At 69.7% G+C, this 11,021-nt stretch carries 12 protein-coding genes, 1 tRNA gene and 3 pseudogenes; 8 read left to right on the top strand and 8 right to left on the bottom strand.

Annotated features, from left to right (window positions below; genetic code table 11):
• Positions 1 to 676 (top strand): AMP-binding enzyme (locus BGN98_RS00485; RefSeq protein ID WP_288118713.1); only part of this gene is annotated, 676 nt, incomplete at its 5' end.
• A 58-nt stretch (positions 677 to 734) separates the two neighbouring features.
• A pseudogene (locus BGN98_RS14720) lies at positions 735 to 905 on the top strand (UBP-type zinc finger domain-containing protein); the annotation flags it as partial.
• Between the two features lie 203 nt (positions 906 to 1,108).
• Here the strand turns inward: BGN98_RS14720 and BGN98_RS00475 are convergent.
• Together BGN98_RS00475 and BGN98_RS00470 are read right to left on the bottom strand one after the other, a co-directional pair.
• On the bottom strand, positions 1,109 to 1,675 hold the full coding sequence (locus BGN98_RS00475) for an NADPH-dependent FMN reductase (protein ID WP_288118782.1): 567 nt from the start codon (positions 1,673 to 1,675) through the stop codon (positions 1,109 to 1,111).
• A 156-nt stretch (positions 1,676 to 1,831) separates the two neighbouring features.
• Positions 1,832 to 2,257 (bottom strand): annotated as a pseudogene (locus BGN98_RS00470) (substrate-binding domain-containing protein); the annotation flags it as partial.
• Positions 2,258 to 2,414: 157 nt separating this feature from the next.
• On the opposite strand from BGN98_RS00470, the gene BGN98_RS00465 reads away from it, so the two are divergent.
• Entirely contained in the window at positions 2,415 to 2,795 is a 381-nt protein-coding gene (locus BGN98_RS00465; protein ID WP_288118711.1) for a hypothetical protein, read from the top strand.
• A gap of 421 nt (positions 2,796 to 3,216) precedes the next feature.
• On the opposite strand, the gene BGN98_RS00460 is transcribed toward BGN98_RS00465, so the two are convergent.
• Positions 3,217 to 3,289 (bottom strand) — tRNA-Ala (locus BGN98_RS00460).
• A 37-nt stretch (positions 3,290 to 3,326) separates the two neighbouring features.
• Between BGN98_RS00460 and BGN98_RS14715 the strand changes: the two genes are divergently transcribed.
• Both BGN98_RS14715 and BGN98_RS00455 read left to right on the top strand, forming a co-directional pair.
• Complete coding sequence (locus BGN98_RS14715; protein ID WP_353681690.1) at positions 3,327 to 3,569, top strand: hypothetical protein; 243 nt, start codon at positions 3,327 to 3,329, stop codon at positions 3,567 to 3,569.
• A gap of 87 nt (positions 3,570 to 3,656) precedes the next feature.
• Entirely contained in the window at positions 3,657 to 4,547 is an 891-nt protein-coding gene (locus BGN98_RS00455; protein ID WP_353681689.1) for an amidohydrolase family protein, read from the top strand.
• Between the two features lie 28 nt (positions 4,548 to 4,575).
• Here the strand turns inward: BGN98_RS00455 and BGN98_RS00450 are convergent, their stop codons facing one another.
• From BGN98_RS00450 to galU, 3 genes are all read right to left on the bottom strand, one after another.
• Positions 4,576 to 5,496 carry a large exoprotein gene (locus tag BGN98_RS00450; RefSeq protein WP_288118709.1) on the bottom strand — a complete coding sequence of 307 codons (921 nt, stop codon included), beginning with the start codon at positions 5,494 to 5,496 and terminating at the stop codon, positions 4,576 to 4,578.
• A gap of 108 nt (positions 5,497 to 5,604) precedes the next feature.
• Entirely contained in the window at positions 5,605 to 6,234 is a 630-nt protein-coding gene (locus BGN98_RS00445; protein WP_288118707.1) for a GNAT family N-acetyltransferase, read from the bottom strand.
• A gap of 34 nt (positions 6,235 to 6,268) precedes the next feature.
• On the bottom strand, positions 6,269 to 7,147 hold the full coding sequence (gene galU, locus BGN98_RS00440) for a UTP--glucose-1-phosphate uridylyltransferase GalU (protein ID WP_288118705.1): 879 nt from the start codon (positions 7,145 to 7,147) through the stop codon (positions 6,269 to 6,271).
• Positions 7,148 to 7,228: 81 nt separating this feature from the next.
• Between galU and BGN98_RS00435 the strand changes: the two genes are divergently transcribed.
• Genes BGN98_RS00435 through mscL form a run of 3 tightly spaced genes read left to right on the top strand, consistent with a single transcriptional unit; the run spans position 7,229 to position 8,561 of the window.
• The gene (locus BGN98_RS00435) at positions 7,229 to 7,825 is read left to right on the top strand and encodes a 5-formyltetrahydrofolate cyclo-ligase (RefSeq protein ID WP_061682990.1); all 597 of its coding nucleotides are present in this window, start codon (positions 7,229 to 7,231) and stop codon (positions 7,823 to 7,825) included.
• A 20-nt stretch (positions 7,826 to 7,845) separates the two neighbouring features.
• On the top strand, positions 7,846 to 8,115 hold the full coding sequence (locus tag BGN98_RS00430) for an FmdB family zinc ribbon protein (RefSeq protein ID WP_036289803.1): 270 nt from the start codon (positions 7,846 to 7,848) through the stop codon (positions 8,113 to 8,115).
• Positions 8,116 to 8,144: 29 nt separating this feature from the next.
• Positions 8,145 to 8,561, top strand: coding sequence for a large conductance mechanosensitive channel protein MscL (gene mscL / locus BGN98_RS00425; RefSeq protein WP_288118698.1), 417 nt, complete (start codon positions 8,145 to 8,147; stop codon positions 8,559 to 8,561).
• A 59-nt stretch (positions 8,562 to 8,620) separates the two neighbouring features.
• On the opposite strand, the gene BGN98_RS00420 is transcribed toward mscL, so the two are convergent.
• Both BGN98_RS00420 and BGN98_RS00415 read right to left on the bottom strand, forming a co-directional pair.
• Positions 8,621 to 8,812 (bottom strand): hypothetical protein, encoded by a 192-nt coding sequence (locus BGN98_RS00420; protein WP_036290049.1) that lies wholly within the window; start codon positions 8,810 to 8,812, stop codon positions 8,621 to 8,623.
• Positions 8,813 to 8,817: 5 nt separating this feature from the next.
• Positions 8,818 to 11,021: pseudogene (locus BGN98_RS00415) on the bottom strand (AAA family ATPase); the annotation flags it as partial.

Here is an 11,021-nt window from a genome sequence, read left to right as displayed (position 1 = left end):
CGAGATCGCCGCCCGCCGCATCAACGCGCGCATGATGCAGGGCTACGGGATGAGCGAGCTGAGCCCTGTCTCCCACGCCATGCCGTATACGCGCGATGACATCCCGGTGAGTTCGGTGGGCACGATCCTGCCGAACATCGTGTGCAAGCTCGTCGACACCGAGACCGACGAGGAGATCACCGAGATCGACGACGACGGGCGCACCCGGCCGGGCGAGCTGTGGGTGCAGGGCCCGAACGTCATGCTCGGCTACCTCAACAAGCCCGAGGCGACGGCCGAGACCCTGGATGCCGACGGCTTCCTCCACACCGGCGACATCGCCGTCTACCACGACGGCGGCTACTTCTCGATCGTCGACCGCGTGAAGGAGCTCATCAAGTACAAGGGCTACCAGATCGCACCGGCCGAGCTGGAAGCGCTGCTGCTGGGCCATCCGAAAGTGATGGATGCCGCGGTCATCGGCGTGCTCGACGATGACAAGCAGGAGATCCCGAAGGCCTTCATCGTCCCCGCGCCCGACTCCGGGCTCACCGCGCAGGAGCTGATGGCCTTCGTCGCGGACAACGTCGCGCCGCACAAGAAGATCCGCCGCGTCGAGTTCATCGAGTCGATCCCCAAGTCGACGTCCGGAAAGATCCTGCGCAAGGATCTGCGCGCCCGCGAACACGCCGGCTGACGGCATCCGCGCCGCTCGCGCACGGTGGTGGCCATGAAAGGGCCACGCTCGCGAGGTCGTGCCGGTCCTGCCGTGGCCTCACGGGGGCGATGCGAGGGGCGGTCACGTGGGCTGCTGCGACTCGTCGCCGCATCGCCACGCGTCCACGCACGCGGCGACAGCCGGTCACCGGTACGTCCAGAGCTATGAGCCGGGCGAGACCTGGTGGTGGGACTACACCGCGCAGACGGCGGTCATGGGCCCCTCGCTCGCGGCCCCGACGAGCCATCCGCTCGATCAGGCGGTGCCGGGCCCCGCTGATCGGTTGCCGGCGGACTGGGAGAGCCGGCTCGTGCGCGCGCGAGACGGTGCGTGGCGTGCCGCATCCGCTTCCGACGACACACGAGGGGGTGCCCGCCGGACGGTGGGCACCCCCTCAGTGGGCGGTGAGGATCACTCGGCGGGGCTGAGCGACTTCGCGACGTGCGTGTGCACGGCCTTCAGCCACGACACGAGGAACTCGGCGGTCGACTCGTCGGTGACCTCGCCGTCGTCGGTGACGAGGCCGTCGCGCAGGTGGATGTACGCCTCCGGCTGCGACAGCTCGGGCGAGGCGAGGAACGACAGGATCGAGCGCAGGTGCTGCTGGGCGACCGCGGTACCGATCGCGCCGATGGAGGCGCCGATGACGGCCGACGGCTTGCCGGCGAAGCTGTTCTGTCCCCACGGACGGCTCGCCGTGTCGAGCGCGTTCTTCAGCACGCCGGGCACTGAGCGGTTGTACTCGGGGGTCACGATGATGACGGCGTCCGACGACTCGATCGAGGACTTGAAGGCGGCGGCCTCGGCGGGGATGGCACCGTCGTTGTCAGCGGAGTAGAACGGCAGAGCGGCGATGGGCAGCTCGGTGAGGGTGAGGTCGGCCTGCGGCGCAAGGCGAACCAGAGCGTTCGCGAGGCGACGGTTGATCGAGGTCGACGAGATGCTGCCGATGATGATGCCGACGTTGTACGTGGTCATGCGTGTGCCCTCCAAGTTGGATTCAGATGCATACATCTTACGCACTCCGGCGGCCGCGGGGCGATGCCGCTCAGGGCCGGCGCCGTTCATGGCTTCGTCCAGCAGCTCCAGAGCGCGCGCCGCGATGCCCGGCCAGTTCTGGCGGATGGTGGTGATGGCGAAGACGGCATCGACGTCCGGTGCCTCCTCCAGGAGCTCGGCCATACCCGCTTGTCCCCCGTCCATGCCGTAGAGCGACCCCGCGATCGTCACGGCGGATGCGGGAACCCCGCGATCTGCGAGCCCGGCGAGGAAGCCGTCGCGGCGCTCCTGCGTCGAGGGCAGGTAGCCGTGGCCGCCCACGAGGCCGAAGCGTGTGCCCCCGGCATCCACGAGGTGGTGCGCCGCCGCACGACCGCCGCCGAAGTTGTCGGAGCGCACCGAGCCGGCGATCAGCAGCGAGTCGGCCGGCTCGTCGCAGGTGACGATCGGCACGGGCGAGGCGGCGAGGCGGTGCAGTCCCGACCGCGGCGGACGCGAGGGCGAGACGATGATGCCGTCGGCGGTCTGCACGAGCGATTCGAGGACGTCCAGTTCCTGGTCGGGCTCGTACCCCGACCGTCACAACCCGCGACCAGGCCTTCGTCGATGGGTGGCTGTGAACAGTGCGGCAGGTGAAGGCTCGGCGTGGAAGGAGGCCTGGGCGAGCATTCACCACGATGGATCAGTCACGATCGCAGCGGCCGTTGGGGGCCACCGCATGAGCAGCGACGGCTACTTCGATGGCTGGCAGGTCCAGTCCGCAGCCATCGAATGCGCGATGGCGGACCTCATGGCGCTGGTGCGCAAGACAGCGGAAGCGACAGGCGTCGGTGAGTACGACATCCGCGTCGGGATCTACTTCACTGGCGATCATCCGCTGACCATCTCAACGATCGACAACTTCGGCTATCACTACGACGGAGCCTCAGTCCCACTTCACCTGTACACGCCAGTCGAGTTCACGGTTAACGCGTCCGAGGCAGACTTGGACTTCTACTGGCACGTCCATGACCTCGCCCAGGACTGCGTGAACCAAGGCGGCATCTCGAACGTGCTGATGATCCAGCCGCCTGATCGCGATGCGCAGGAGACTGCGTGACGCGCACTGCCCTGTGGCCAGCACCAGTGGTCGAGCCAGACGGTGGCAGAAAACGGGGTCTACGGTCGAATGCGGCCCTGGACGCGCGCGTGCGCGTAGCCTGTCACGGGCCTCTTCGTGGATGGTGTTGGAGGTCTGCTCCGCGGTCTCGGCGGAGACAACCAGCGCATATCGGATCGTGTTGCCTGCACGGAGTCGCTGGGCGTCGCAGTCCCAACCCGGCGGCTGTGCAACCAGGCATTCTTCACGAAGGTCTTCATCGACGGGGACAACGAGCTGCGGGTCGAGCACAACCGGCCCTTCGAGATGCTCCTTGATCCGCAAGTCAACGCGAATGCCCTGACCTGGGCCGCAGACGCCAACAAGGCCCGAACCTCGGCCAGCGTTTCCGTTGGCAAGGGTTCGAGCCTTGTGCGTGGGGTGGACCTAAGGAGATTCGAACTCCTGACCTCCTCGATGCGAACGAGGCGCGCTACCAACTGCGCCATAGGCCCTTACGTCCTCAACATTATCACGCGTCTCGGGCCCCGGTTGCACCGGCAGGATGGAGGCACGAGCCCCACCCCTGCTGACATCGATGTCGTTCGCAACGTCCGGCTGTGGTCGCACCCGAGCGACGCGGTCGATCTCCGCATCGCCGGCGGGATGATCGGCGCGGTCACGCCGACGTCCGACGACACCGCCGTGGACACCGCCGGGAACGTCGTCAATGGACGCGGACTGCTCGCCCTGCCCGGTCTCGTCAACGCACACGCGCACATCGACAAGTCGTGATGGGGACTGCCATGGCAGTCCTACGGCGGTGAGGGGACGACCGAGGGCCGCATCCGTCACGAGCGGGTCCACCGCGACGAGATCGGGATGCCGTCGACAGAGATCACCGGCAACGTCCTCGAGCAGCTCGTGAGCCACGGCACCACCGCGATCCGCACGCACGTCGACGTCGATCTGGGGCTCGAGCTGCGCGGCATCGAGGCCGTGCGTGAGGCCGTCGCCGCCTACGACGGTGCGCTGGCCGTCGAGATCGTGGCCTTCCCGCAAGACGGTGTGCTGCGCCGCCCCGGCGTACTCGCCCTCCTCGACCGCGCCGCGCGCGAAGGCGTCGAGCACATCGGCGGGCTCGACCCCGCCACCATCGACCGCGATCCCGTCGGACAGGTCGACGCCCTGCTCGCGCTGTCGGCCGACCATGGCGTCGGCGTCGACATCCACCTCCACGACCCCGCCGAACTGGGGGCTTTTCAGATCGAGCTCATCCTCGAGCGCGTCGAGCGGTTGGGGCTGCACGGCCGCGTCAACGCGGCACACGGCTTCGCGGTCGCTCAGCTCGACGGCATCCGACGCCGCGACCTCCTCGCGCGGATGGCCGCCCTCGGCGTCACGATGACCACCGTCGCGCCGCTCCGACTCCCCCAGCTCCCGTTGCACGAGCTCGATGCGGCCGGTGTCGCCTTCGGGTTCGGCACCGACGGCATCCGTGACCTGTGGAGCCCCTACGGCACGGGAGACCTCCTCGGCATCGCCTGGCAGTACGCCCGCGCGTCGAGCATCGTGCGCGACGAGGATCTCCTCCGTGTCGTCGAGATCGCGGCAGGCGGCTCCGCCCGCTTCGCCGGCTTGGCGACGAATCGACTGCAGGCAGGAGACCGCGCCGACATCGTGCTCGTGGATGCCGAGAACGCCATGGATGCCCTCGTTCGCACGCCGCGACGCGAGGTCGTCATCGGCCGCGGACACCTCCTGGTCGACTGAGCCGACCGGTCGGTGTCACCAGCCGGTGCTACTGGCCGGAGGCGCGACGTTCCAGCAGGCGGCGCACATGGGCCTCGATGGCGGCGTCGCCCGCAGCGGCACCGCCGGCGAGCTCGTCGTCTCGGGCCGCGGGCCGCGGCTGAAGCGTGACGGGACGCCGACGCTCGGCACGCGCGCGCATCGCTTCCTCGACGGCGCCGCGACGCAGCGCTTCGCGCGCGTCGGCCTCGTCGAGCACGGCGGCGGCACGCGAGCCGGCCGACGCGGTGAGCGGCCGAGGAAGCTCGCGCGGCACCCACGAGGTGCGCTCGGCATCCAGGGCCACGTCCTGCACGTCGGCCGCGACGCGCTCGATCGGCGCAACGACCTCACGAACGACCGCACGACGCTGGACGCGCGACATCCGCTGCAGCAGCAGGGCGCATCCCACGAACAGCGCTCCCGCGAGCCAGAGCAACAGCTGCGCGCCGGTCGCAGCCAGCTGTACCCCACCCCACGCGCCAAGCGCGAGGGCGGCGACGGCGATGAGGGTCACGACAAGACGCGCGCGGCGACGGGCCTGGGCGCGACGGATCTCGGGTCGCGCCCGCTCGCGAGCCGCCGCACGCGCGGCAGCCTCGCGGGCGGCCGCGGCCTCGGCGCGCGCCTGCAGTTTGGTGACTTCGAGTTCGGCGCGTACGCGGGCGAACTCGGCCTGCTCGCGCTCGGTCTGGGCCTGACGGGCCAGTCGCTGCTGGGCCATCGCCGTGCGCGCGTTGAGCTCGAGCCGCACTTCCTGCGGGGTCTCACTGGTCTCGGCGAGTACACGCAACGCCTGATTCAACCGCACCGCGTTGCGCTCGGCGGCATTGAACTGGTGTCGGCCGTGCCACGACGGCAGAAGGTAGATCATCCACAGCGCCACGGCGACGAGGACGACCACGCCGCCGCCGAGAACCTGTCCACCCATGTCCCCCACGGTAGGGCCGAGGCGACGCGATCGGGCGACATCCGACCGCGTGTCTGACCTTCATGTCGAACCTGAAGGTTCCGCGGCCTCCTGCCGCGCTACGACGGGTCAGCCGGCGGGGCGGTCGGTGAGCGGCACGGTCGCCGCACTCTCGGGCGCGCGACCGTGCAACCACCGCTGCAGCACGCCTTCGGGAACCTCCTCGCGCACCAGCGCGAACGCGTAGTGGTCGCGCCAATCGCCCGCGATATGGATGAATCGCCGCCGCAGCCCCTCGTAACGGAAGCCCAGCTTCTCGACGACCCGCAGACTCGCCCGATTCTCCGGACGGATGCAGATCTCCATGCGGTGCAGCCCGAGCTCACGGAAGCACACGTCGGTCGCCAGGGCGACCGCGGTCGGCGTGATGCCCCGGCCGGCGAAGCGCTCGCTCACCCAGTACCCGATCGTCGCCGACGACAGCGACCCGCGGGCGATTCCCCAGACGTTCAGCTGTCCGGCGAGCTCGCCGTCGTACTCCATCACGAAAGGCACGCCTCCGCCGTCGCGATACTGCTGCAGCAGGCGACGGATGCCGAGGCGCATATCGAACGAGACGGGACCGTCGGGGCTGGTCGCCTCCCACGGCCGCAGCCACGAACGGTTGCTCATCAACTCCGACTGCAGCACGCGCGCGTCGCGCTGCTTGATGAGTCGGATCGCGATCGGACCGTGCTCACGGGGAGCCGTCAACTCCATCGGCACCCCTCACCTCGGCCGCTCAGGATCAGCGTCAGAGCTTCTCCGCAAAGTCCTTCAACCAGGGCCGCAGCTCCGGACCGAGATCGTCGCGGTCGGCGGCCAGCTGCACGATGGCCTTGATGTAGTCCACCCTATCGCCGGTGTCGTAGCGGCGACCGCGGAACACGACGCCCAACACGCCGTCGGTGACGGCCAGCTCCTGGAGGGCGTCGGTGAGCTGGATCTCGCCGCCCTTGCCCGGCTCGGTGCGCTCGAGGATGTCGAACACGCCCGGTGTGAGGACGTAGCGACCGATGACGGCGTAGTTGGAGGGGGCATCCTCCTTCTTCGGCTTCTCGACGAGGCCCGTGACGCGGACCACATCGGGATCGTCGGTGGGCTCGACGGCGGCGGCCCCGTACAGGTGGATGTGGTCGGGGTCGACCTCCATGAGGGCGATGACCGTGAGGCTGGACGCCGCGTTCTCCGCCAGCATCTTCGACAGCAGTTCGTCGCGCTCATCGATCAGGTCATCGCCGAGCATGACCGCGAAGGTCGCGTCTCCGACGTGGTGACGGGCGCGCAGCACGGCGTGTCCGAGACCCTTCGGCTCGCCCTGGCGGACGAAGTGGATGTCGGCGAGCTCCGTCGAGCGCTGGACGCTGCGCAGCTTGTCGTGCGCACCCTTGGTGAGCAGGTTCGACTCGAGCTCGGGCACGGAGTCGAAGTGGTTCGAGATGTTGTTCTTATTACGCCCCAGGATGATCAGCACGTCATCGATGCCCGCCGCGACCGCCTCTTCCACGACGTATTGGATGGCCGGCTTGTCGACGACGGGCAGCATCTCCTTCGGCATCGCCTTGGTGGCCGGAAGAAACCTCGTGCCGAGACCCGCAGCGGGAATGACGGCCTTGATCGCAGGAGCTGACATGACCCATACCCTACCGGCGCGCACCACCGCGCCCATGACCGTCGCGGCCGTGCATGTCGGTGCGCCGCCTACAATCGGACCATGACCGACGGCATCGACGACGCGAAGCGGGCGCTGCGCGCCGACCTGCGCGAGCGCCGTCAGCAGCGCTCCGAGGCGATGCGCACCGCCGACGCCGCCGGCGTCAAGGCGCAGCTCGACGCGCTGATCGCCCGCACCGGCGCGCGCTCGATCTCCTGCTTCCTGTCGGCTCCGACCGAGCCGGGCACCCACGAGTTCGTGGCCGACGCCGTCGAGCGCGGCATCCGCGTGCTGCTGCCCATCACCCGCGCCGACGGCCTTCTCGACTGGGTCGTCGCCGAGCCCGGCGCCGATATCGCCGAGGGCCTGTTCGGCATGCCCGAACCGGTCGGCGAGGTGCTGAGCCCGCTGGCCGTCAACGACGTCGATCTGCTGGTGATCCCCGCCGCCGCCGTCGATCGCACCGGTATGCGCCTCGGCTGGGGGCGGGGCTACTTCGACAAGACCCTCGGTTCGATGCAGCACTGCCCGCCCGTCTACGCCGTCGTCTTCGACACCGAACTGCTGGACGAGGTCCCCCGCGACCTCCACGACCAGCCGGTCACCGGTGTCGTCACCCCCACCCGCACCGTCGACCTCGCGTCGCCGCGACGCTGAGCCCCTTCCCGGAGGACACCATGCCCACCTACGCCTATGCCTGCACGCAGTGCGGACACCGCTTCGATGCCGTGCAGTCGTTCTCGGATGCCGCGTTGACGCAGTGTCCCGAGTGCGGCGGTGCGCTGCGCAAGCAGTACGGAACCGTCGGCGTGACCTTCAACGGTTCCGGCTTCTACCGCACCGACTCGCGTTCGTCCACCTCCGGCGCGGCCGCTGGCGCGGGGGCATCGACTTCGACATCATCGAAGTCCGAGGCGAAGTCCTCGCCCGCTTCGTCGGGGTCGTGACCGGCGCACGCCGGAGAATCGGAGGAACCGTGATCAAGGGCTTCAAAGACTTCATCATGCGCGGCAACGTCATCGACCTCGCGGTCGCTGTCGTGATCGGTGCCGCATTCACCGCCGTCGTGAACGCGATCGTGGCGTCCATCATCACCCCGCTCATCGAGGTGTTCTGGAAGCCCGACGACAACGGTGTTCCCGGCATCCCGGTTCCCGCGGTCTGGGGCGGAACGGTCACCTTCCCGATCGGCGACCTGGTCAGCGCGCTCATCAGCTTCCTCGCGGTGGCGATCGTGGTCTACTTCGTGTTCGTGTTCCCGATGAACGCGTGGAAGGAGCGTCAGGCCGCCAAGGCCGGCGTCCCCGAAGACAAAGCGGAGAAGCTGCCGACCGAGCAGGAACTGCTCATCCAGATCCGCGACCTGCTGGAGAAGAGCTCCACCACGCGCTGAGCGCGTTTCGCGTCGTCGCTCTTCCGGTCGTTGAGCGAGCGCAGCGAGTCGAAACACCCCTAGTAGTGCGGCGGCACGTCCCGCCGCAGGCGCTCATCGTTCGGCCCCGATGCCCCGTCCCCGGTGAGGGGCGGGGCATCGTCGCGGATGACGGGAACCTCGGGCGCGGGGTCGGTGCCGGGCGCCGGAGTCAGTCGTGCCCGGCGCGACCCGCGCACGCGCTCGACGCGCTGACGGCTCTCGTCGTCCACGGCGCTCAGCGCAGATCGAGCGGCTCGGTGACGGTCTCGGCGCGCGGCGTCTCGGGCGAGGCACCGAGGATCGCCGCGATCCGTCCCGCGACACCCGCCGGGTCGCTGTACAGGTCGAAGGCGTGCACGCGCACGTAATGCCAGCCGAGGCGGCGCAGCACCTGCGGGCGCAAGCGCAGGCTCTCCCGCAGGGTCTCCCCCATGCTGTCAGCGTCGCTCTCCACCACGACCGCCTTGCCGCGGTGCTGGGCGACCAGGGGAAGGATGCCGCGATAGTTCACGTCCACGGCGATGCCGAGTGCCCGCAGGTGACCGGCGAGGGCCAGCGTGAGCGGATCGGCGAGGTCTTCGAGCCGGGACTCACGGGCGCGGGCGGCGATGCCGCCGAGGATCGACATGAGCGTCGCCGCACCGGACTCCAGACGTCCCTCATCGAAGGCAGAGGGGCGGATCGAGGAGACGATGACCATCGAACGGCGCGCGCGTGTCATACCGACCGTCAGCAGGCGCTCTCCGTCGGGGCCCGACAGATCGCCGAAGTCGCTCAGCACCCGGCCGTGCTTGGTCAATCCGAATCCGAGCGAGAAGACGACCCGGTCGCGGCTCTCCGCCACCGACTCCTCGAGCCCGAGCACGGCGAACGGCTCGGCCGTGTCGCGGCCGACGAACTCGGCGACATCCGACCGGCCCGCGAAGGCGGCGGCGACGGCGGCGCGCACGCGCTCCGCGTGGCGCACGGATGCCGTGACGACCATCAGGGTCTCGGTGGGACGGTTGACCGCGTGCTCGACCACGAGCGTGACGACGCGGGCGACCTCGGCATCCGGGCTCTCGACGGCCCCCGTGATGGGGTCGGGCGTACCGGTGCCCCCTTCGACGTAGTCGACGCTGAGGCTCCCGCGCCCGAGGTACGACCCCGCCCACGGGTACGAGACGAGCCGGCCTTCGTAGAAGGCACCGTTGACGAGCTCGGCGAGGTCCTCGCCGCCCGCGCGGTAGCTGCGGGTCAGCGTCTCGACCGGAACGAGCTCGGTGAGCCGCTCGAACACGCTGACCTCGTCGAACGGCACGTCGGGCTCGTCCTCCGCGCTCGCGTGCCCGGCACCGACGCGGAACGCGGTGGGACGCTGCGTCACCGGGTCGCCGAAGACGACCACCTGGCGGGCGCGTCGCAGTGCCGGCGCCGCCTCGGCGAGGCACAGCGCCGCGGCATCCGCGACGATGACCACGTCGAACAGGGGCGACTCGGGGATGGCGGGCACTTCATAGGGCGACGCGAGCCACACGGGGGCCAGCGTGCGCACGAGCTTCGGCGCGGCCTCGACCAGCTCCGTCGCAGACGCTCCGCCGCTGCGCAGCAGCTGCTTCAGGGTCGCAGCTTCGCCGGCCTCGTCGACGACGGCGATCTTCCACGTCGTCGCCAGTTCCGCGGCCAGCAGCGGACCCGCCGAGGCCGCGTGCGCCTCATCGACCAGTCGGTAATCGCGTTCGAGCCGGTCGACGACCGACGTGTTCGCGCCCAGCAGCGCCCGGTCCGAGCGCAGCATCGCTTCGAGAGCGGACTGCCACCACGCGAACTCGAATTCGGCGGCGACGTGCTCTTCGGGGACGTGGCGGACCGACAGCTCGGTGAGCAGCTCTTCCAGTCCCATGTCGGCGAGCTCACCGCGCAGGGTGGCGCGCTCGACCAGGTTGTCGAAGACGTCGGAGGTCGCCGCCAAGCCCGCGAGCGTGCGCAGCAGGTAGGGGATCGGCAACGACGCGAGCGGTTCGGTGCGCCCCAGTGCCCGGTCGAGGGCCCCCAGGTCGGCGGCCACCCGCTGCCACGCCGTGGCGACATCGTCCAGACCCAGGGGGATCTCGGGCATGACGCCCGGATCCACCAGCTGCTGCCACTGCGCGCGCTGCTGCTGCACGCGCACCAGCGACTCGTGCATGTCGGTGATGTGCATGCCCGGGCGCACGTACTCGCGCGACAGGTTCTTCAGGCGCCGGCGCTGGGGCGATGTCATCGCGGGAGCGTCGCGGCGCGGCGCGTGCGCCTGGATGAGCTCCGCCATCGGGCGCTCGAAGACGGTCGTGCTGAAGCGGTCGAGCGATGCCCGGATGCCCTGCAGCAGCTGCACGTAGGCGCCGAGTTCGGCCAGCGTCGAGAACGGACGCATGCGCGTCTGCGCGATGAGTTCGTACCCGCGCTCGAGCACGGCGG

The sequence above is a fragment of the Microbacterium sp. 69-7 genome (assembly GCF_001897985.1).
GTDB classification, from domain to species: Bacteria; Actinomycetota; Actinomycetes; order Actinomycetales; family Microbacteriaceae; genus Microbacterium; species Microbacterium laevaniformans.
Note: the sequence above shows the minus strand (reverse complement) of the source record. Positions and strands in the feature narration are given on the sequence as shown.

Coding starts and splice junctions, on each gene's coding strand:
- BGN98_RS00475 (WP_288118782.1), bottom strand. CDS start 1,675: ATGACCACGTACAACGTCGGCATCATCATCGGCAGCATCTCGTCGACC.
- BGN98_RS00465 (WP_288118711.1), top strand. CDS start 2,415: ATGAGCAGCGACGGCTACTTCGATGGCTGGCAGGTCCAGTCCGCAGCC.
- BGN98_RS00455 (WP_353681689.1), top strand. CDS start 3,657: ATGCCGTCGACAGAGATCACCGGCAACGTCCTCGAGCAGCTCGTGAGC.
- BGN98_RS00450 (WP_288118709.1), bottom strand. CDS start 5,496: ATGGGTGGACAGGTTCTCGGCGGCGGCGTGGTCGTCCTCGTCGCCGTG.
- BGN98_RS00445 (WP_288118707.1), bottom strand. CDS start 6,234: ATGGAGTTGACGGCTCCCCGTGAGCACGGTCCGATCGCGATCCGACTC.
- galU (WP_288118705.1), bottom strand. CDS start 7,147: ATGTCAGCTCCTGCGATCAAGGCCGTCATTCCCGCTGCGGGTCTCGGC.
- BGN98_RS00435 (WP_061682990.1), top strand. CDS start 7,229: ATGACCGACGGCATCGACGACGCGAAGCGGGCGCTGCGCGCCGACCTG.
- BGN98_RS00430 (WP_036289803.1), top strand. CDS start 7,846: ATGCCCACCTACGCCTATGCCTGCACGCAGTGCGGACACCGCTTCGAT.